The organism is Sagittula marina (assembly GCF_014196795.1).
Lineage (GTDB): Bacteria > Pseudomonadota > Alphaproteobacteria > Rhodobacterales > Rhodobacteraceae > Sagittula > Sagittula marina.
This window is the reverse complement of the sequence record NZ_JACIEJ010000006.1, coordinates 310234-328976: the sequence shown is the minus strand read 5'-3', so window position 1 is coordinate 328976 and position 18743 is coordinate 310234. Positions and strand designations below refer to the sequence as shown.

19 protein-coding genes and 3 pseudogenes are annotated in these 18743 nt (G+C 60.7%); 8 read left to right on the top strand and 14 right to left on the bottom strand.

The features are described from left to right. Positions 1-47 precede the first annotated feature (47 nt). The 8 genes from GGQ68_RS13990 to GGQ68_RS13955 all read right to left on the bottom strand — a co-directional run bounded on the left by GGQ68_RS13990 (position 48) and on the right by GGQ68_RS13955 (position 6716). Positions 48-470, bottom strand: coding sequence for a TniQ family protein (locus tag GGQ68_RS13990; RefSeq protein WP_183966998.1), 423 nt, complete (start codon positions 468-470; stop codon positions 48-50). 383 nt (positions 471-853) lie between these two features. Further along, positions 854-1135 (bottom strand): hypothetical protein, encoded by a 282-nt coding sequence (locus GGQ68_RS13985; protein ID WP_183966996.1) that lies wholly within the window; start codon positions 1133-1135, stop codon positions 854-856. Between the two features lie 122 nt (positions 1136-1257). Beyond that, the gene (locus tag GGQ68_RS13980) at positions 1258-1497 is read right to left on the bottom strand and encodes a hypothetical protein (protein WP_183966995.1); all 240 of its coding nucleotides are present in this window, start codon (positions 1495-1497) and stop codon (positions 1258-1260) included. Between the two features lie 49 nt (positions 1498-1546). Further along, positions 1547-2668: an alanine racemase gene (locus GGQ68_RS13975; RefSeq protein ID WP_183966994.1), complete on the bottom strand. Its 1122-nt coding sequence runs from the start codon at positions 2666-2668 to the stop codon at positions 1547-1549. Beyond that, positions 2665-3864 (bottom strand): N-acetyltransferase DgcN family protein, encoded by a 1200-nt coding sequence (locus GGQ68_RS13970; RefSeq protein ID WP_183966993.1) that lies wholly within the window; start codon positions 3862-3864, stop codon positions 2665-2667. The genes GGQ68_RS13975 and GGQ68_RS13970 overlap by 4 nt, the downstream gene beginning before the upstream one ends. 480 nt (positions 3865-4344) lie before the next feature. Further along, complete coding sequence (locus GGQ68_RS13965) at positions 4345-4698, bottom strand: hypothetical protein (RefSeq protein ID WP_183966992.1); 354 nt, start codon at positions 4696-4698, stop codon at positions 4345-4347. Beyond that, positions 4695-5006, bottom strand: a complete 312-nt coding sequence (locus GGQ68_RS13960; protein ID WP_183966991.1) for a hypothetical protein — start codon at positions 5004-5006, stop codon at positions 4695-4697. Before GGQ68_RS13960 ends, GGQ68_RS13965 begins: the two co-directional genes overlap by 4 nt. A gap of 879 nt (positions 5007-5885) precedes the next feature. Next, positions 5886-6716 (bottom strand): IS5 family transposase, encoded by an 831-nt coding sequence (locus GGQ68_RS13955; protein ID WP_183966989.1) that lies wholly within the window; start codon positions 6714-6716, stop codon positions 5886-5888. A 59-nt stretch (positions 6717-6775) separates the two neighbouring features. Between GGQ68_RS13955 and GGQ68_RS24315 the strand changes: the two are divergent. Together GGQ68_RS24315 and GGQ68_RS24310 are read left to right on the top strand one after the other, a co-directional pair. After that, positions 6776-6940 (top strand): annotated as a pseudogene (locus GGQ68_RS24315) (IS30 family transposase); the annotation flags it as partial. A 34-nt stretch (positions 6941-6974) separates the two neighbouring features. Next, positions 6975-7127, top strand: a pseudogene (locus GGQ68_RS24310) (IS481 family transposase); the annotation flags it as partial. A 109-nt stretch (positions 7128-7236) separates the two neighbouring features. On the opposite strand, the gene GGQ68_RS13950 reads toward GGQ68_RS24310, so the two are convergent. The 5 genes from GGQ68_RS13950 to GGQ68_RS13930 are packed head-to-tail and all read right to left on the bottom strand — an operon-like array spanning position 7237 to position 11288. Further along, positions 7237-7737 carry a GAF domain-containing protein gene (locus GGQ68_RS13950; RefSeq protein ID WP_183966987.1) on the bottom strand — a complete coding sequence of 167 codons (501 nt, stop codon included), beginning with the start codon at positions 7735-7737 and terminating at the stop codon, positions 7237-7239. Then, on the bottom strand, positions 7734-8525 hold the full coding sequence (locus GGQ68_RS13945) for an ABC transporter ATP-binding protein (RefSeq protein WP_183966985.1): 792 nt from the start codon (positions 8523-8525) through the stop codon (positions 7734-7736). Before GGQ68_RS13945 ends, GGQ68_RS13950 begins: the two co-directional genes overlap by 4 nt. Beyond that, positions 8522-9364 (bottom strand): ABC transporter ATP-binding protein, encoded by an 843-nt coding sequence (locus GGQ68_RS13940; protein ID WP_183966983.1) that lies wholly within the window; start codon positions 9362-9364, stop codon positions 8522-8524. Before GGQ68_RS13940 ends, GGQ68_RS13945 begins: the two co-directional genes overlap by 4 nt. Continuing rightward, entirely contained in the window at positions 9361-10263 is a 903-nt protein-coding gene (nikC, locus tag GGQ68_RS13935; protein ID WP_183966981.1) for a nickel transporter permease, read from the bottom strand. The genes GGQ68_RS13940 and nikC overlap by 4 nt, the downstream gene beginning before the upstream one ends. Continuing rightward, positions 10260-11288 carry an ABC transporter permease gene (locus GGQ68_RS13930; RefSeq protein ID WP_183967036.1) on the bottom strand — a complete coding sequence of 343 codons (1029 nt, stop codon included), beginning with the start codon at positions 11286-11288 and terminating at the stop codon, positions 10260-10262. Before GGQ68_RS13930 ends, nikC begins: the two co-directional genes overlap by 4 nt. Positions 11289-11424: 136 nt before the next feature. Between GGQ68_RS13930 and GGQ68_RS13925 the strand changes: the two genes are divergently transcribed. The 5 genes and pseudogenes from GGQ68_RS13925 to GGQ68_RS13905 all read left to right on the top strand — a co-directional run bounded on the left by GGQ68_RS13925 (position 11425) and on the right by GGQ68_RS13905 (position 16521). Continuing rightward, a complete protein-coding gene (locus GGQ68_RS13925) occupies positions 11425-12036 on the top strand; it encodes a helix-turn-helix domain-containing protein (protein ID WP_183966979.1) in 612 nt (203 codons plus the stop codon). Between the two features lie 43 nt (positions 12037-12079). After that, positions 12080-13669: an ABC transporter substrate-binding protein gene (locus GGQ68_RS13920; RefSeq protein WP_183966977.1), complete on the top strand. Its 1590-nt coding sequence runs from the start codon at positions 12080-12082 to the stop codon at positions 13667-13669. A gap of 70 nt (positions 13670-13739) precedes the next feature. Further along, the gene (locus tag GGQ68_RS13915) at positions 13740-14834 is read left to right on the top strand and encodes a M24 family metallopeptidase (RefSeq protein WP_183966975.1); all 1095 of its coding nucleotides are present in this window, start codon (positions 13740-13742) and stop codon (positions 14832-14834) included. Between the two features lie 394 nt (positions 14835-15228). Continuing rightward, entirely contained in the window at positions 15229-15528 is a 300-nt protein-coding gene (locus GGQ68_RS13910) for a hypothetical protein (RefSeq protein WP_183966973.1), read from the top strand. Between the two features lie 185 nt (positions 15529-15713). Beyond that, positions 15714-16521: pseudogene (locus GGQ68_RS13905) on the top strand (IS5 family transposase). A 161-nt stretch (positions 16522-16682) separates the two neighbouring features. Here GGQ68_RS13905 and GGQ68_RS13900 read toward each other — a convergent pair. Then, positions 16683-17162: a very short patch repair endonuclease gene (locus GGQ68_RS13900; RefSeq protein WP_183966972.1), complete on the bottom strand. Its 480-nt coding sequence runs from the start codon at positions 17160-17162 to the stop codon at positions 16683-16685. Between the two features lie 86 nt (positions 17163-17248). On the opposite strand from GGQ68_RS13900, the gene GGQ68_RS13895 reads away from it, so the two are divergent. Then, positions 17249-18742 carry a DNA cytosine methyltransferase gene (locus GGQ68_RS13895; RefSeq protein WP_183966971.1) on the top strand — a complete coding sequence of 498 codons (1494 nt, stop codon included), beginning with the start codon at positions 17249-17251 and terminating at the stop codon, positions 18740-18742. Position 18743: the final 1 nt, after the last annotated feature.

The window sequence follows — 18743 nt, the reverse complement described above, 5'->3', positions numbered from 1 at the left end:
AGCTGGACCACAAGGGAACCAGCGGATGGTGGTGCTGGTGGCAGATATCAACACCTCTGCAAAGCCAGCCCCCCCCGCAAGGCAGTGCGCCGCAATGGATGGGGCTGATTGGCTGCATGCTCACGCATGCAGTGTGGACAGCCCCGAATGATCGGGTTTCGTAGGGCCCGCGAGACGAGGACTTCCTTCCGAAACCGCATCCGGACGTCTCCGATGCGTTCACCTGTCCAGGAGAGCAGCTCGGCGAGCTGCGTGGCCGACAGCCCTGCGCGTTTTGCAAAAATCGCGACGGCCTCTTCGTCCTGCTCCAGGATACGCCGAAAGGTGGTCCCGAGATCGAGGGCGAAGTTGGCAGCGTCGGTTCCATTCAGGATTGCCGTGCGCGAAAACAGCGACGGGAGCGTCTCGCGGTCAGCGGGCTCCACCGTAAGGGAAAGCTTTCCCAGAAAATACACGTCCTGTGTGCTCAAACGCCCCACGTGTTGCGATACTCGGCTCCATAGCCGTTTCGGGATCGGAAGCGAAGTCGCCAGTCGCGGCAAGCGAAGATAGAGGCATGTGCCATGCGGGGTCCGATCGGCATACTAGCGACGTGAACGGCCCTCTCCAGACGTTTGCCGGGTCGGTTATCGCCGCGGTGCAGCTTCTTCAAACCGGTCATCCGGGGCATCGTGCAGAATTGCCGGGAAGGCGAAAGTCCGCTGAGCGGGGAAAAGCGCGCTCTCGCTGCGGCCGACTTTTGTTTGCATGGCCCGGATCGTGGAAGAACCTCGCCAGCAATGCTGCTGTTGACCAGTGCATTGTTGCGTTTGCGGCACGCGAACTCCGTACCGCCCACGCGCACTTTTGAATTCTAGAAGTCGTCAGATTCAGGAACGTTGCCTAGCCTTATAAGGAAGCTTGGGTCGCCGATTTCTCCACTGGTTTGATCCTCGGTGACCATGTAGGCGTCCGCGCCTGCGCAATCCTCGGACAGAGCCTCTCGTTCGGCTCTGTTTTTTGCTTCCAACGCAGTGGAGTATTCAAATTGCTTGGCAATTTTCAGGCCGGGCTGCCCATTGCGCCCAGCCTTCGTCTCAACATACGTTTGACAGATATAGTGGGTTTTTTCCGGGGAACGCTCTGCGTCTGTCATGGATGAATCCTTTTGATCGACTGGAATGATTGGAAGTTCTGGGAGCAGCCCTGGACGATTTCAACCTCTTTGAAGTGCCTGTTGACCACTGGAGGACATCACGCAAACAAACCGGCCAAAGTTCAACTACCGCGTCGAACGGGTTTTGATCCGACGCGGTTCGGACGCTGCTGAAGCTTTGGTGCAGGCGGCGTGTGTGCTTCTCTTTCAGCGCGGGCGTTGCGTAGCCGGGAATTCTTGGCGTCACGTTGTTCCGCTTCTTCGTCGACCATTTGCCTGACGACACGCGTCGTCTTATCCATCGCGGTTTCAGGTTTGGAGGCATACACTTTGAATAGATTGTCTTTTGTAAGTTTCGTCAATTTTCAGTTTCCTTTATTGTTGAAGGTCGGTCGGACCAAGCGAGGTGTTTCACATCAACGCCAAGTGGTTGACCTTGCCTTGCGGGAGCCGTGATGGGCGCATGGATGGCTCGCCCAACAGTGTCACTTCGATGTCCGGCGCGGCCATGGCATGCATCAATGCATCGTAATTCATCTGGAATCTCATCTCGGATCCCACCGTTGACAGGGGGCGGAGCGTTCCAATGACAAGATGGTCGCTGGTTGCACCGATCAATGTGCTTCCAACAGGCATTGTAAGCCCCGGAATTTCGGTGTCCTGATGTCCCATCGCGAGGATCATGCGCGCAGAGGCGGCACTGGGTGTCACAATACGAAGTGGCTCCCTGGTTGGATCGATCGGGGCGATAGGGGAAGGCGTGGGTTTTGCATCCGTTTCAATAACTTCGGCAACAAGCGTGAATGCGTCGGTGTGCATCCCGTCGATCTGGTCCCCGGACAGTGGCTCGACACCCAGAAGGATCGCCTCCCCCAAACGGAGGTCATTGACGCGACCCGTCGCGTGCTCACCAAGTGCCCATGGCAAATTGGCTGAGCTGCCACCAGACACTGTCTTGAGATAGGGGCCGCAAACGCCCTCAATCTCATTCGCGAGGTCGCAAAAATCGGCCATTTGCGACACAGTCGGGGCAAGCCCGCTAAAACAAGCGAAGTTTGCCCCGATGCCCTTCAAAGCCACCCCTTGCATGGTCATGACCTGCTTCGCGAAGTCAGCCAGGTCCTCGGGCATTATCCCGTCGCGTAAATCGCCCATCTCGACCATCAGTATGATGCCGTGAACCTTATCTTTGCAGATGGCGGCAGATGCCAATGCCGCAATGACAGCGCTCTCTGTGTTATAGCTCACTTCACAGAACCCAACGACCTCATCGACCTGACTTAACATAGGCGTGCGGATCAGCGTGACCGGGCATATCATGCCTGCTTGTCGCAACCTTTGCACATTTCTGATACGTGCATCCGCAAGTCCCAAAGCGCCCCCGTCCAACATAGCCTGAGCGATCGCAGGATTGCCGCAGACAGCCTTGGTAACGCCTGTGACGCCGATCCCGCGTGGCCCAAGGCGACTGACAAGGGTCTGCGTGTTGCCGCGTATCTTGGCCAGATCCACTTCGATGCGTGGGCAACTCATAGCGCGGCCACGGGCGTCCCTTGCATCAACCCCGGATATGCAGCGACCACCATCGCAAGCAAATGTGCAACAGGTCTGGCCAATGCATCGGTAACGGGCAACCCGAGTTGGTGGGATTGGGCCGCGATGGTTTCGGTGATTTCGGCCTCTGTCATGCCTTCGTGATTGAGGGTGACGCCGATAACCTTTGTATCCGCAAAGGCTTCGATCAAGGCGATCTCACTTGCCGCAGAAGGCATCGGCATACCGGGAAAGTCGCAGCGGTGGGCACGTTTCGGCGCGTGCTGAAGGATGACAGCGTCCGGCTGGCTCCCCCGAAGAATAAAGGCGGATGTGCAAAACGCGGGATGGCTCAACGCACCCTGACCTTCGATCAAAATGACATCGGGTTGTTCCGATTCAGAAGCTGCAACAACCGCGCCTTCAAGCTCACCACAGCAGAATTGCGGCGGTATGGCATCCATTGCGATACCGTATTTCGCGCCCTGCATCAGCCCGGTCTGGCCTGTGCCGACAAGCACCGTCTTGATGCCCGTGGCATTCAGGGCCTGGGCCAATACGGTCGCCGTCGTCCGCTTTCCAATGGCGCAATCTGTGCCGAGAACAGCAATACGCAGCGCTTTGACGTCAGCAACACTGCCATCAAACAGGCGCATGTCCTTGCTGGCTTTCGGCTTGCGGATGTCGCGGATCGTGACATTTCGAACTAATGCCGCGTTGGCTATTTCTCGGTCATCGCTCAGATATTCATGCAACCCACTCACAATGTTCATACCAAGCTCAATTGCTTGCAGAACAACGCCTCGGTCCGCAGTCGATAGACGCCCCGTTGACGGAGCCATCCCGTAGATCAGCGTATCGGGAAGGACGGCTTCATGGGCAACCGCGGCGTCCAGATGACCAAAGACAGGTATGTTGTTGCTTACGTTGTCTAGAACGGATCCGCTGTCTTGTCCGCTAACAGTGCTGTCGATAACGGAAAGGATGCGATGCGCTTGAGAATGGCGCACAAGGCCATTTGCCGTTTTGCCATCGATTTGCGCAAAGTTTCCTTCGCAGTAGACGACCGCCGTTGGTGAGGACGCGATCTGCTTGTCTGACGCCAAGCCTGCAGGTTTGATCTGTTTTATAGGAGGCGCTTGCGCTCCCCTGACAGGGCGGCGGATGGTATTAATAGTTTCAGATTTGGTTTCCATTGTGGTTCTCTTCTCTACGTTGGTACGGAGGGCAGAATTGCCCTCACATGCGGATTTTGAACGGGGATGGTGTCGTGTCCCGCGCCTGGTTGTTAAGGACGCAAAGCCGCTTTTATCTTGGAAATCTTGTTGCATCCCCAGCGGTTGCCCGCTCTGTCCAGGCGGGCGTTTTGCGAAATCGGTGCCCATTCCCATCCGGAACCGTAGAACCGTTTGGCGTCATTTGCGCTTTGCGGCACAACCACCGCGACGCAGGTATCCTCGTTCAGTCGGAATCCAATGTTGCATTCCCAACCATCGCAGTAACTTTTGGCACTGGCATTCTCAGGCATTGGCTGTGCGGCGGTTTAAGCAAAGACAGGCAGTCCCAAAAGCATGACCGCCAAGATCGAACCGATGAAGAGGGCCAAGAGTGGCGGTGTTTGGGCCGGCGCGCAGGCAGCCATTGCATACGAACCCCGAGGCTCTGTGATGTGTGGTTTACGATACATCTAAGGCGAGCTCCGCAAGACATGCGTCTGCCAGATCCCGGCTCGGGGCATCTGTGCCCGGCAATGTGGCCCAGCCGGTTTCCATCATCACATTGCGCCGCTGAAAGCTGGAAGATTCTCGAAGCGTTGCCAGTCTTTCGACGCGTTGCACATCAGCTTCTGAAAGCCCCAAACAGACCGGCACCATGGCCAAGGTGACTTGCTCTGCGGCAAAGCTATCAGCCATCTCCTGGGCACCGCTTGAAGTTGTCCAGCCGCCCCAAGTGAAGCCAAGAATAGAGACGGCAATTGCGCCAACCAAGGCGCCGTAAACGCCGGGTTTCGTCCATTCGGGAAACGTCATTTTTGATCCTTTGACGGAGAGAGCGCCGCCGCACTATTTCTGATTGCGTTCGTGTTTGCGTTGGCTTGATCCTGTGGCAGAGCCCCCTCCAGCTCACGGTGATCCACTGCGCGCAGCACTGACTTTCCTGCGCGCCAATTGTTTAATGGAAACGTCGCGGTCCGTCGGTACGCGGCAAAGCCGTAGCTCTGCATGACGTCGTCATCTGCCAACATTTCGTAGTCGTCCGCGGGCAATTCATCGGTGTACCGAGTGACCACAAACGGATGAAGAAATGTCACAGCTGACGTGGTCGTGCGCGATGACATCGGCAACCTTCCCAAACATCAGATCCCTGTTAAAGGACGTGACAGCTGAATTTTCATGATGGGGGTTGTGGTCCGCTCTGGCAGGCTGATGCGCCTATACCGCGGAGAGCCGCAACTTTCGTATCTCTCACATAGTCTCTTAGCGTCGCAAATACAACGCTGGTGACTCCGGCTCCATTTCTAAGACCACCCGTACCCCAAGAGCGGTCAAGGTTGCCCCCCACCATGCACATTGCTAGCCCCTTCCCCAGCAAAATCATATTTGGTTCGCTCGCCCAAAAGCCGCCATTGGGGCGTCCCGTAGCATCTGTCACATAAGGCTAGGCGCCGAACTGCGGCGGCGCAGCGAGCCGAACGTCTGGCGGGCCGTAGCTCCCGGCCTTAGCCGACCTTCACGCCAGGCGTAGCGGCTGACCGGTCTCGGCCCTTACCGGACCTCCGTGCTTGGCGCGGCGGATGTCCGGTCCCTGCGCAAAGCCGCCTTCCGCTTGCGGCGCCAGATGCTCTAGCGCGGCCCGTCGAAGCAGACATTCGTGCATCGCGCATCATTATTCAGCCAAAAAGTTGATCAGTAAGACAAAGCTTGGGTAGTCAAGTCGATCATTCTAATGGGTTAGGCTCTTGATAGATTTGGCTTCTTTCGAACTACGAGCTCAAGTTCGTTTGCTTCTAGCAAAGATAGTACTGTTTCTAATCATACACCTTGATCACCATTCTCTACTTTTGAAACCGTTGCCTACCGAAGGTCAGCGCGTTCCGCAATTTCGGCCTGAGTTGAGGCCGAAGCCTTTCGAGCTTCGGCGAGCAGAGCACCCAAGCGTTGCGGGCTAGAAATCAGACTATTCATCGCGCGTCCATTGCAAGAAAGATCACACTAGGTCATGTTGACAAATGGCGCACCCAAAGGCGTATCGACGTGATGTCGACGAAGCCGAGGAAGCTCTCTGCGGTCTTATCGTAACGAGTGGCAACTCGGCGGGCGTTCTTCAGCTTGTTGAAGCACCGTTCAACCAGGTTGCGTAGCCGGTAGAGGGAGCGGTTGACCCCGACGCGCATCTTGCGTGATTTCCGCATCGGGATGACCGGCAGAACGTCACGCCTGTCCATGGATTTACGAATGCTGTCAGCGACATAGCCTCGGTCGGCCAGCAGGACGCTTGGCGTGGGCAGGTTATCGGCCATGACCATATCAAAACCGAGATAGTCTGAGGTCTGTCCCGCGGTGATCTCCGTCCTCATGGGCAGCCCGGCTGCATTGACGAGGAGGTGGATCCTGGTCGTGAAGTCACCGCGTGAGCAGCCAAGACCCTGTCGCGGAGTCCCCCCTTGTGCGCCCGCTGCCTCCCTCTCGGGACATTGCTCGCGCAATGCCCTGCCGGGCAGTGGATGATGGGCGCGAACCATGGTGCTGTCGATCATTTGCAGGGCGTGCGGCACCGCCCCGCTTTCGTTCAGGGCGTCCATGATCTGATCCCACAGGCCTGCCAACGTCCAACGCCGGAATTGCCGATAGACGCTGGACCACTTGCCGAACTCTTCCGGCAGATCGCGCCAGGGAGACCCCGTGCGCGCGATCCAGAAAATCCCATCAAGAACTAGGCGGTGGTTGGTAGGTTTGAGCCCGTTCGGGGCGCGGACTGTCCGAATGAAACGCTCAAAGAACGCCCATTCCTCGTCCGACATCAGGTCTCGTGCCAAGCGGGTCTCCATCGCAGATACCAGCTTGAATCACGATCAGCCTGAACTGTGAATCCCTTTTGTCAACACGCCCTAAGGGGACAAATCTCAGCAAACACGGCGTCGACGAGCTGAACGCTGTTGCCCATGCTTTGAATACGCGACCACATAAACCTCTAGGGTGGAAAACACCAGCTGAAGCTATCGACCAGCGGATTAAACTGCACATGATCGAAGGTGTTGCGACGACCGGTTGAATCCGCCAAATACCTGAGCAAGCGCCCCTGCTGTACCAACGGACAGGTCCAACGGATGAGCCTGACCATCAAAGACGCCACGGTGAAACGTTTCCGTTACGACAATCGCGCGCAGCGCAATCGCTGCCTCGCCATGTTCGTCTGCGCCTACAACGCCGCGCGGCGCGAGAAGACGCTCAAGGGGCCAACGCCTGTGCAATTCATCCGGCGAGAATGGCAGACCGATCCCGGCCTCATCCACCGATCTCCGTGTTTCTTGACCTCGGCGCCATACACTAGGCAGTTGGCGGCCTTGGTCAGGCGCGCAGCACCATCGCCACGGCGCAGGCAGCCGTTGCCGGCAGGCTCAGCATGTCGTGGATCTGGGCCACCCGTTCAGGCGTGTAGTAGCCCTCTTCATGCAGGATGTTCATCGTCGCTATGACCTTGCCGCCGATGATCAGCGGCAGGTTCACGACAGAGCCGCAGCCGAGCTTGCCGATCAACTCGGCATCCGGGAACACCGTGTCGATATCGGCCAGCGTGTTGGACACAAAGGCCTCCTGCCGGGTCAGCACCTGTTCGAACCAGCGGTTCAGCACGATCGGCTTTTCGCCCGAGGTCGGATAGTTCTCGGCATCGTCGGTATAGGCGCGGCGCGCCACCATGGCATCGGTGTCCGAGGTCATCACGGTGAACAACTTGGCGCCCACTGTCGCCTTTGTCAGCGCGCAGAGCGCGTCGAAAGCCGCCTCGTCCGTCGTCGCGGCGGCCAGGGCGGTGGTGAAATCGGCAAGCGCCTTTTTGGTATCGGTCATGCGGGGTCCTTGCTTTCGGATGCCGCCGCAACCACGGGATCGGCATCGGGATTGCCGCCCGAAGCGGCATAGAGGTCGCGCGTATAGGGATCGGCGAAGCTGCCGTCATAGAGCGCGGTCTTGGGGGCGATCTCGACGATGCGGCCCTTGTTCATCACCGCCATGCGATCGCACATGAAGCTGACCACCGGCAGGTTGTGGGTGACCATCAGGTAGGTCAGCCCCTGTTCACGGCGCAGCCGCTTCAGCAGGTTCAGGATCTCGGCCTGCACCGAGACGTCGAGCGCGCTGGTCGGTTCGTCCAGCAGCATCACCTTGGGTTCCAGCATCAGGGCACGCGCGATGGCGACACGCTGGCGTTGCCCGCCCGACAGCTGGTGCGGAAAGCGGAAGCGGAAACGCTGGTCGAGGCCAACGGCGCCCAACATCTCGACAACCTTCTCGCTGCGCTTGCCGATGCCGTGGATCGCCAGCGGCTCGGACAGCACCGTGTCGATGGTCTTGCGGGGATGCAGCGAGGCGTAGGGGTCCTGGAAGACCATTTGGCAGGTCTCGGAGAAAGCCCGGTCGGTACCATGGCCGCGCGGCTTGCCCAGCACGGAAACCTCTCCCGTCCATTCCGGCGCAAGCCCGGCGATGGCCTTCAGCACAGTCGACTTGCCCGAACCGCTCTCGCCAACCAGCGCGAAACTTTCGCCCGTCGCCACGTCGAAGGTCACGTCGCGCACCACCTTGGTGTCGCCGTAGGAGATATCCAGGTCCTTGAGGGAAATTGCGGCGCTGCTCATGTGCCTGCTCCTCCGCTGCGGTCCAGGACCGGCAGCTCGTCTCGGGTTTCCTGCATCCGCGGCTGTGCCGCCAGCAGACCCTTGGTGTAGGGATGGCTGGCCTTGTGCAGATCGGCGGCCGCGCAGGCCTCGACCACCTCGCCGCCGTTCATCACCATGATCCGGTCGCAGTAGCGCGCCACCAGGTTCAGGTCGTGGCTGATCAGGATCAGCCCCATGCCGTTCCCCGTGACAAGCTCTTCGATCAGGTCCAGCACCTGCGCCTGCACAGAGACATCCAAGGCCGAGGTCGGCTCATCCGCGATCAGCAGCTGCGGGCGCGGGATCAGCATCATGGCGATCATCACCCGCTGCCCCATGCCGCCCGAAACCTCGTGCGGATACATCTTCGCCACCCGCTCGGGCTCGTTGATACGGACCGAGTTCAGCATCTCGATCACCCGGGCGTTTAAGTCTCGGCGGGGCAGTTTTTCATGCACCTGCAGCGCCTCGGCGATCTGGTGGCCGATGGTCATGACGGGGTTCAGCGAGAACTTCGGATCCTGCATGATCATCGAGATCCGCGCGCCACGGATCTGGCGCATCTGCCGGTTGCTCTGGCCCATCAGGTCCAGCCCATCGAAGCGCAGGGTCTTCGCGGTCTGCCTGCCCGGCGAACGGATCAGCCGAAGGATCGACCGGCCCGTCATCGACTTGCCCGAGCCGCTTTCGCCGACAATGCCCAGGCGCTCTTCGCGGCCCAGGGTCAGGTTCAGGCCCTTCACGACCTCCACAGGCCCCTTGGGGGTGGCAAAGCTGACCCGCAGGTCCTCGATTTCCAGAAGCGGTACGTCGGTCATTTCTCGCCCCCCTGTTTCGGATCCAGCACGTCACGCAGCCCGTCGCCCAGGAAGCAGAAGCCGAGCGAAACTAGGATGATGGCGAAGCCCGGCATGGTGGCGACCCACCACTGGTCCAGGATGAAGGTCCGCCCGCGCGAGATCATGGCACCCCATTCCGGCAGCGGCGGCTGGGCGCCAAGACCCAGGAAACCCAGGCCGGCGGCGGTCAGGATGATGCCCGCCATGTCCAGCGTCACCCGCACGATCATCGAAGATGTACAAAGCGGCAGCACGTGGCGGAAGATGATCCGCGAATGCGAGCCGCCGACCAGCCGCACCGCCTGGATGTACTCGGCATTGCGGAAGGTCAGGGTTTCGGCCCGCGCGATGCGCGCATAGGCGGGCCAGGCGGTGATCGCGATGGCGATGATCGCGTTCTCGATGCCCGGCCCCAGGGCGGCGACGAAGGCCAGCGCCAGGATCAGCTTGGGCAGCGACAGGAAGACGTCCGTGAGGCCCATCAGGATACGGTCGACCCAGCCGCCGAAGTAGCCTGCGACGGCGCCGATGATCAGGCCGAGGGGGGCCGAGATCACCGCCACGAGCGCCACGATCATCAGCGTGATGCGCGAGCCGTAGACGACGCGGCTGAAGATGTCGCGGCCCAGCTCATCGGTGCCCATCCAATGCTCGGCCGTGGGCGGCAGCAGGCGCGCCTGCAGGTTCTGCCCCACGGGGCTTTCCGGCGCGATCCAGGGCGCAAACAGCGCGGTCGCCAGCAGCAGCAGAATGATCAGAAAGCCCGCCACCGCCAGCGGATTGCGCATCAGCGCGGTGAACATGCGCCAGGCGCGGCCCAGGTTGGCCTGGGTCAGCGTGGCGGGACTGTCGTCCAGAAGCCAGTCTCTGGTGCTCATGCTTTGCTCCTCGGGTCGAGGACGCGGTAGAGCACGTCCGAGATCTTGTTGATCAGGATGAAGACCGAACCGATCACCAGCGTGGCCCCCAGCACGGCGTTCATGTCGGCGTTCAGCAGCGCGGTGGTCAGGTAGTTGCCGATGCCGGGCCAGCTGAAGACGGTCTCGATCATCACCGAGCCTTCCAGCAGCGCGGCGTAGCTGAGGCCGATGACGGTGATCAGCGGCACGCGGATCGGCTTGAAGCCATGCACCCAGATCACCCGCCACTCGGGCACGCCCTTGACGCGGGCGGTGGTGATGAACTCCTGCCCCAGCTGGTCCAGCATGAAGCTGCGGGTCATCCGGGCGATAAAGGCCAGCGAGAAGAAGCCAAGGATCGAGGCCGGCAGGAGGAGGTGCGAGAGCGCGTTCCAGAAGACATCCCAGTCACCCGCCAGCGCGGCGTCGATTAGCATGACATTGGTGCGCGCGGGCACGAGCCCTTCGTAGAATATGTCGAGCCGCCCCGGTCCGGCGACCCAGCCGAGGCCAGCATAGAATACTGCCAAGCCGACGAGGCCTAGCCAGAAGGCGGGCACCGAATAGCCCAGCAGGGCAAAGACCCGCATCACCTGGTCGACCCACTCGCCGCGCCGCGTGGCGGCCCAGACCCCGGCGGGCACGCCAAGGACGACTCCGAAGAAGATACCCAGCGTGGCCATCTCCAGCGTCGCAGGGAAGACCCGCAGCAGATCGTCGGCCACGGGGCGGTTGGTCGAAATCGAGCGGCCAAGGTCGCCCTGCATCACCGACCAGACGTAGTCGAAGAACTGCACCAGCAGCGGCCGGTCCAGCCCCATGGCGATTCGCGCCGCATCGTATTGCGCTTGCGTCGCGCGGTCCCCGACCACCGAAAGCACGGGGTCGATGGGCACCACGCGTCCGATGAAGAATGTGATTGCCAGCAGGCCCAGGAAGGTCAGCGCAGTGACAACGACGAAGCCGCCGATCCCCCGCGCACCGCGTCCCGCCCTGACGGCCATTGATGCTTCTGTCGCCAAGGTCTCCGCCTCCTTTGGCATCGGTCGAGTGAATTCTCGCCCCCAGTGTTGCAAAAATTTTTTGCCATAGCAAAAAAAATTTTGTACCGTAACGGAAATAATCTCGGAGGAACGTGCCATGGCACGGGAAAAGCAGAAAGCTGAGCCGCAGCTCGGACCGCTTATTCGCAAGCGCCGAAAGCAGCTTGGGCTGACTCTTCAGGCACTGTGCGACAGGGCGGGTGTCTCTGTCGGCTATCTCAGCCAAGTGGAACGCGACAACGCCACACCCTCGCTGGGGACGCTGGCGCAGATCGCGGCGGCTCTGGATGTGACGCTGGAATATTTCATCGCCGCCCCCCGCCCCACTGACAGCCTGACGCGCGCCGAAACCCGGCCCCAGTTCTCGCTGAATGGCTCCTCCATCGGGTATGAGAACCTGGCCACCGATTTCCCCGGCGCGGAACTGTCCAGCTACATCCTGCATGTGCCTGCGGGCTATGTCTCGGAAGTGGTCAGTCACGAGGGAGAAGAGATCATCTACATCCTAGACGGCGAGATCGAGCAGACCCTCGACGGCCAGGTCATCCGGATGAAGGCCGGTGACAGCCTGCATTACAGCGGGCTGCGCCCCCATTCCTGGACCAATCCCACTGACAAGCCCGTTCGGATCCTCTGGACGGGAACCCTGGCCGTGCTGAACCGCAAGGGCGGGATGAAACTACCGGAGATGGTGCAGCTGGAGAGCTGATCAACGCCGTCCCACTCAACTCAACCCCAACAAGGAGAGCCACATGAGCATGCTGAAATCCGCGCTGTTTGCCTCGGCGCTCGCGCTGCCACTCGCGGGCACCGCAGCCCTGGCCGACACGCCTGATGACGTCCTGGTCATCGCCCAGAACATCGACGACATCGTCGCAATCGACCCGGCGCAGGCCTATGAATTCACCTCTGGTGAACTCGTGACCAACCTCTATGACCGCCTGGTCCAGTACGATGCGGAAGATCCCACCGTCCTGGCCCCCGGCATCGCGACCGAATGGGAGGTCGACGCCGAGGCCAAGACCATCACCTTCACCCTGCGTGACGATGCGGTCTTCAACTCTGGCAACCCGGTCACGGCCGAGGACGTGCTGTTCTCGCTGACCCGCGTCATCAAGCTGAACCTGACGCCCGCCTTCATCCTCGCCCAGCTCGGCTGGACCCCGGAGAACGTGGACGACATGGTCACCGCCGACGGCAACGTCGTCACGGTGAAATACGAGGGCGACTTCTCGCCCGCCTTCGTGCTGAACGTGCTGGCCGCGCGCCCCGCCTCCATCGTCGACAAGGCGCTGGTGATGGAGCACGAGGAAGACGGCGACATGGGTAATGCCTGGCTGAACGCCAACTCGGCAGGCTCCGGTCCCTTCGAACTGACCGCCTACACCCCCGGTCAGATGGTGCGCATGGCCGCCAACGAGGACTACTTCAAGGGCGCGCCCGAGATGTCCCAGGTGATCATCCGCCACGTGGCCGAAGCCGCCACCCAGCAGCTGCTGCTGGAACAGGGTGACATCGACATGGCCCGCAACCTGACCCCCGACCAGATCACCTCGCTCTCCAGCGAGGACATCAAGGTCGAGACCTTCCCCCAGGCCGCCGTCCACTTCCTGTCCTTCAACCAGAAGACCGAAAGCCTGACCGATCCCGCCGTCTGGGAAGCCGCGCGCTACCTGGTCGACTACACCGGCATGACCGACACGATCATCAAGGGCCAGATGGAGGTCCACCAGGCCTTCTGGCCGAAGGGTTTCCCCGGCTCCTACGACGAGACGCCCTTCACCTATGATCCGGAGAAAGCCAAGCAGATCCTGGCCGACGCCGGCATCGAGACCCCCATCGAAGTGACGCTGGACGTGATCAACTCCGCCCCCTTCACCGACATGGCGCAATCGTTGCAGGCCAGCTTCGCCGACGCGGGAATCGAGTTCGAGATCCTGCCCGGCACCGGCGCCCAGGTGATCACCAAGTACCGTGAGCGGACCCACCAGGCGATGCTGCTGTACTGGGGCCCGGACTTCATGGACCCGCATTCCAACGCCAAGGCCTTCGCCTACAACGCGGACAACTCGGACGAAAACTACCAGGCCACCACCACCTGGCGGAACGCCTGGGCCGTGCCGGACGAGATCAACGAAGAGACCATGGCCGCCCTGTCGGAAGCCGATCCCGACAAGCGTCTGGACATGTACCGTGACCTGCAGGCCAAGGTGCAGGAGGACTCTCCCATCGTGATCATGTTCCAGGCCTCCTACGAGGTCGGCATGGGCGCGGATGTCTCGGGGTACGTCAACGGCGCGACCTCCGATTTCGTCTACTACCGGCTGGTCGAGAAGGAGTAATCCTTCGACCGCCCGCAAGATCACAGGGTCGCTGGTTCGCCGGCGGCCCGTTTCATTTCAGGAGTAAAGAATGTCCTATCTGATTCAGGCCGAAGAGCGCCTCTCGCGGCTGCGCGCGCGGATGGCGGAAACCAAAACCGACCTGGTGGTGCTGGGCCCCTCCAGCCACATGGCCTGGCTGACCGGGCTCAACCCCCATGGCGACGAACGCCCCGTGATGCTGCTGGTCAGCGCCGATCACGCCGGCTTCCTGATGCCCGCGCTGAATGCCGCCATGGCGAAAGAGGTCACCCCGCTTCCTCTGTTCACCTGGACCGACGACGATGGCCCGATGGCAGCCCTCGGGGCCCTGCTGGACGCCAGCGACGCTCGCCGCTCCGGCCTGTCGGTGGTCCTGGACGAGACCATGCGCGCTGATTTCGCCCTGCTGCTGCTCGACAACCTCGACAGCCCCCGCCGCCGCTTCACCGACGATACCGTCGGCCTGCTGCGCACCATGAAGGACAAGGACGAAGTCGCCCGCATCAAGGCCGCGCATCTGCTGAACGATGCCGCGGTCGAGGCCGCCTTCTCCGCCCTGAAGCCCGGCATGACAGAGGCCGGGGTGGTCGAGCTGATCGAGGCGCATTACAAGGCCAATGGCGCCGCCACGGCCTTCTGCTCTGTCTGCTTCGGCGGCAACGGAGCCTTTCCGCACCATCACCCCGGTGCCACAACCCTGGGCGAGAACATGGCCGTGCTGATCGACACCGGCTGTGTGTTGGATGGCTATCCCTCTGACATGACCCGCTGCCGTTGGTTCGGCCCCGATCCCGACGCCGAGTTCCTGAAGGTCCGCGATCTGGTCGAGGCCGCCGTGCAGGCCGCGCTGGCGGCCGCGAAACCCGGCGCCCCCGCCAGCGCGGTGGATGCCGCCGCGCGCGCTGTCATCACCGAAGGCGGCTACGGCGACCGCTTCCTGCACCGGACTGGCCACGGCCTGGGCATCGACATCCACGAGCCGCCGTATATCACCGCCACCTCCGAGACGCCCCTGGCCATCGGGAATGTCTTCTCGATCGAGCCGGGCATCTACCTGGAGGGCAAGTTCGGCCTGCGCCTGGAAGAGATCGTGATCCTGCGCGAGGACGGCCCCGAGATATTCTCGGAACTCCCCCGGGTCTGAGGCCCTCCGGCCCCGACTATCGAACCCGTCGCATTAGCCGAAAGAACGCGGCCCACCCAAGACCCGCTCTTGTCTTGTCTCACCGGAACGCGGGGGGGGGTGCCCCCCCGTCGCTTGTCGCAACATCAAGTGCTGCAAGAACATTACCGTCTGACTGCGGTGGCTGGAGAAATCTGAACATCCCAGCCAGGACGATTTCGCGCTCCTGATCCGGCAGCCTTGCCGGGACGAAGGTTCGAAGGTGACAAGACGGCCGAAATGGAGCCAGAGCCCTGCCTTCAAGGCGAAGGTCGCGCAGGCAGCCCTGAACGATGAGCGAGCTGACGACATAGTTCGACTTTTACCCTCACCAGATCAAGCTGGGGAAGGATATCATCTTGAGGGCGTTGCGAACGTGTTCGACGACACGCCCGGGAACAAGGAGCCTGAGACCGAGGTCGCATCGCTGCTCGAGAAGATCGGCCAGCTCACGCTGGAGGGTGGTTCTTTGTCCGGAGCGCTGGAAAAGGCCGGCCTGTTGTCTGGCGGAAAGACGTGGCGGTCGAGGCCACCAGCTGAGCCTCACGCGACAGGCCGTGTTGCTGGGGATCAGCCGAGCCAGCTTTTCCTGAGCGCCGCGTCCAACCGCAAACACGGCGCCTCGAAGCGCGGCCGTCAGCCGATTTGCGCAACCGCGCCGCTCCCGACCACCTAGTCCAGCCCGGCCAAGCGGATCGCGTCGCACCTTCACCCTTCTGCGCGCCAAAGCCGTTACCTCAGGGACGCCGCGGTTGGCAATGACTAGGGTCAGGATGCATTGATTTTGGTCGTGCAGCGTGATTCACGGCTCTGAAAACAGAGCGGTGACATGAGCTATGTTTCTGGCTGACCGACGCGCAGATGGCACGTTTGGCGCCTTTCTTCCCCAAGCCTCATGGCAAGCCTCAGGTCGATGACAGGCGCGTATTGAGCGGGATTATCTTCATGAATCGCAATGGCTTGCGCTGGCGCGATGCCCCTTCAGCCTATGGTCCGCACAAGACGCTTTATCGTCGGTGGAAGCGTTGGTGCGAAAAAGGGATCTTCGCGCGGATGATGCCAGGTCTGGCCTCTGAGCATGGCGAAGAGAAGACCGTGATGATCGACGCGACATACCTCAAGGCCCATCGAACGGCGACCAGCATGGCCGCAAAAAAGAGGGGCGCGGTCGTCTGACCCCGTGCCTGGCAGCGCATTGCGCAGCAATGTCCCGAGAGGGGTCGAACCAAAGGCGTCATGAACCACTGCTCGGCAGGGCATTTCCGTAGGAAATGTCCCGAGAGGGGCCAAGCTGCACGCAATCTGTGACAGTCAAGGACGACCGATTGACCTGTTCGTAACCGCCGGACAGGTCAGCGATTACATCGGCGCACGCGCATTGCTCTGCGGCCTACCAAACGTCAAATGGCTACTCGGGGATCGTGGTTATGACGCTGACTGGTTCAGAGAAGCGTTGCAGGACAAGGGGATTCGTGCCTGTATCCTTGGCCGAAAGAAACGCTAGACACCGGTCAAATACGACAAGCGCAGATACAAGCGACGCAACCGCATCGAGATCATGTTCGGCAGGCTCAAGGACTGGCGACGCGTCGCGACCCGCTATGACCGCTGCCCAAAGGTGTTCCTCTCGGCCATCGCACTCGCGGCTCTCGTCATCTACTGGTTATGAATCCTGACCCTAGAATGCTCGTCACGTGCTTTTGCCGCGTCTATCACCAATCCCACGGAAAAGGTTTACGGGCGAGGATTTATCGTATCGAAAAACCTTGGCTCACGGTCATCCCATTGCATCGCCGTGTTCCCAGTGCGCGGCCACAATCGGCGGCGACTTTACGCCTCGACGACTGCAACATCTGGCTTCCCCACTTCAGCGAAGCGGACAGGATGATTGGGACCAAGCTTGATGAAATCCTCTATCATATCAATTGCCTTTGCCAGTCCGGCCTTGTCGAGACAGCACTCCCAGACCACGAGGATGCGCCACCCCTCCTCCAAGAGCCTCTCGACCGCAGCAGCGTCTCTTTCAACATTGGCCCGAAACTTTTCCGCCCAAAAGGAGGCATTACTGGACGGATTGGTGGCCTTGGAACAACCGGAGTGACGATGCCAGAAACAGCCATGAACCTGTATCGCAATCTTCCATTTAGGCAACACGATATCTGGTCGCCCAAGAAGTCGTTTGTCATGAATGCGAAATCGGAAGCCTCGCGCATGCAATGCCCGGCGGACAAGCATCTCCGGCTTCGTGTTCGTTGCCCTGATCCCCGCCATCATTCGTGATCGCGTCTTCTTGTCCACCACATCGGTCATGAGTGAAATGTAGCCATTTGGCCCCCATTTTCCACCTGCCATTGATAGCAAAACCTGGTAGACATGCGCCTCCAGGAAGGATTGCCATGACCCGGAAATTTGCCATCATTGATCTATTTGCGGGACCCGGTGGCCTCGGTGAGGGCTTCTCGCGGGCTGGTCGTGCATCCGATGCAGGGATGAAGATCCATCTGTCCATCGAAATGGATGACCACGCCATCCAGACGCTGCGATTGCGCGCTTTCTTGCGGTCCTTCGACGAGTTTCCTCAGGAATACTACAATGCGCTGAACAAGGGCGCACCTTTTCCTGACTGGTCGGAACTCTATCCATCGAACTGGAGGTTGGCGGAACAGGAGGTCAGGCAGCGAGTTCTGGGCGGGGACGGCGTGTTCGAAGAGCTGGCTGTCGAACTCGACCACGCCCGCGAAGCGCACGGAGGAAACACGATCCTGATCGGGGGGCCGCCCTGCCAAGCCTATTCCCTCGCGGGTCGTTCAAGGAACAAGGGCAAGGCTGATTACGTGCCGGAGCAGGATGAGCGGCACTACCTGTATCGAGAATACGTGCGAATTCTGGATCGCCTGAATCCGGCGGCCTTTGTCATGGAGAATGTCAAAGGCATGCTATCGAGCAAGGTCGATGGCGGGGGCATCTTCAGCAGGGTTCTGGATGATCTCGAGGCTTCGGGGGACGGGTACCGACTGCTCCCCCTGGCTCAACCGACACCCGAAGATGGCAGCCGGGCTGAGGCGCGCAGTTTCCTTATCCGGGCCGAAGACCATGGTGTTCCTCAGGCTCGCCATCGTGTCATCATCCTCGGGATACGCAAGGACATCGCGGCAGGTCTGGATTTGAATGGCCCGATCCTGGGGGAACCCCAGCCGCCGGTCACGGTCGGTGAGGCCATCACCGGCATGTGGCAATTGAGAAGCGGTTTGAGCCGACAGGACAGCGTTGACAGGTGGCACCACGCTGTCCGTGAGCAGGCCCTCGCCATCGCGAATGCCAGTGGAATCCCCGATGATGTACAAGCAATCGCGCGCGCGATCGCCTCGGCCAACGATCTGCCTCACCATCGCAGCAGTGGTTGGAAGGGTGAGAAGTCAACAATGCCGGATCATCTCCAAGCTTGGTTTTCTGACGACCGGTTGCGCACAACACTCCAGCACGAGACCCGCGGCCACATTCCGGAAGACCTCGGTCGGTACATGTATTCGGCCGCCTACACTCATGTTTTCAAGAAAGCCCCGAAGCTGATCGAGTTCCCTGAGTTTCTGCAGCCGAAACACAAAAATCGCAGCTCCGGAGACTTCGCCGACCGTTTCCGGACGCAGGCAGCAGGCAGGCCGTCAACGACCGTGACCAGCCACATCTCGAAGGACGGACACTACTTCATCCATCCCGATCCGAAGCAATGCCGCGCGCTGACTGTGCGCGAGGCAGCACGTTTGCAGACGTTCCCGGACAACTACTGGTTCTGCGGCCCACGCACGAAGCAGTATCATCAGGTCGGCAACGCGGTTCCACCCTACCTTGCACATCAAATCGCAACGGCCGTCATGCGGTTGCTTTCGTGAA

What these genes read in the sequence shown, in the direction of transcription:
- GGQ68_RS13985 (WP_183966996.1), bottom strand. Translation starts at nt 1,135, where the DNA reads ATGACAGACGCAGAGCGTTCCCCGGAAAAAACCCACTATATCTGTCAA.
- GGQ68_RS13975 (WP_183966994.1), bottom strand. Translation starts at nt 2,668, where the DNA reads ATGAGTTGCCCACGCATCGAAGTGGATCTGGCCAAGATACGCGGCAAC.
- GGQ68_RS13970 (WP_183966993.1), bottom strand. Translation starts at nt 3,864, where the DNA reads ATGGAAACCAAATCTGAAACTATTAATACCATCCGCCGCCCTGTCAGG.
- GGQ68_RS13965 (WP_183966992.1), bottom strand. Translation starts at nt 4,698, where the DNA reads ATGACGTTTCCCGAATGGACGAAACCCGGCGTTTACGGCGCCTTGGTT.
- GGQ68_RS13960 (WP_183966991.1), bottom strand. Translation starts at nt 5,006, where the DNA reads ATGTCATCGCGCACGACCACGTCAGCTGTGACATTTCTTCATCCGTTT.
- GGQ68_RS13955 (WP_183966989.1), bottom strand. Translation starts at nt 6,716, where the DNA reads ATGGAGACCCGCTTGGCACGAGACCTGATGTCGGACGAGGAATGGGCG.
- GGQ68_RS13950 (WP_183966987.1), bottom strand. Translation starts at nt 7,737, where the DNA reads ATGACCGATACCAAAAAGGCGCTTGCCGATTTCACCACCGCCCTGGCC.
- GGQ68_RS13945 (WP_183966985.1), bottom strand. Translation starts at nt 8,525, where the DNA reads ATGAGCAGCGCCGCAATTTCCCTCAAGGACCTGGATATCTCCTACGGC.
- GGQ68_RS13940 (WP_183966983.1), bottom strand. Translation starts at nt 9,364, where the DNA reads ATGACCGACGTACCGCTTCTGGAAATCGAGGACCTGCGGGTCAGCTTT.
- nikC (WP_183966981.1), bottom strand. Translation starts at nt 10,263, where the DNA reads ATGAGCACCAGAGACTGGCTTCTGGACGACAGTCCCGCCACGCTGACC.
- GGQ68_RS13930 (WP_183967036.1), bottom strand. Translation starts at nt 11,288, where the DNA reads ATGGCCGTCAGGGCGGGACGCGGTGCGCGGGGGATCGGCGGCTTCGTC.
- GGQ68_RS13925 (WP_183966979.1), top strand. Translation starts at nt 11,425, where the DNA reads ATGGCACGGGAAAAGCAGAAAGCTGAGCCGCAGCTCGGACCGCTTATT.
- GGQ68_RS13920 (WP_183966977.1), top strand. Translation starts at nt 12,080, where the DNA reads ATGAGCATGCTGAAATCCGCGCTGTTTGCCTCGGCGCTCGCGCTGCCA.
- GGQ68_RS13915 (WP_183966975.1), top strand. Translation starts at nt 13,740, where the DNA reads ATGTCCTATCTGATTCAGGCCGAAGAGCGCCTCTCGCGGCTGCGCGCG.
- GGQ68_RS13900 (WP_183966972.1), bottom strand. Translation starts at nt 17,162, where the DNA reads ATGACCGATGTGGTGGACAAGAAGACGCGATCACGAATGATGGCGGGG.
- GGQ68_RS13895 (WP_183966971.1), top strand. Translation starts at nt 17,249, where the DNA reads ATGACCCGGAAATTTGCCATCATTGATCTATTTGCGGGACCCGGTGGC.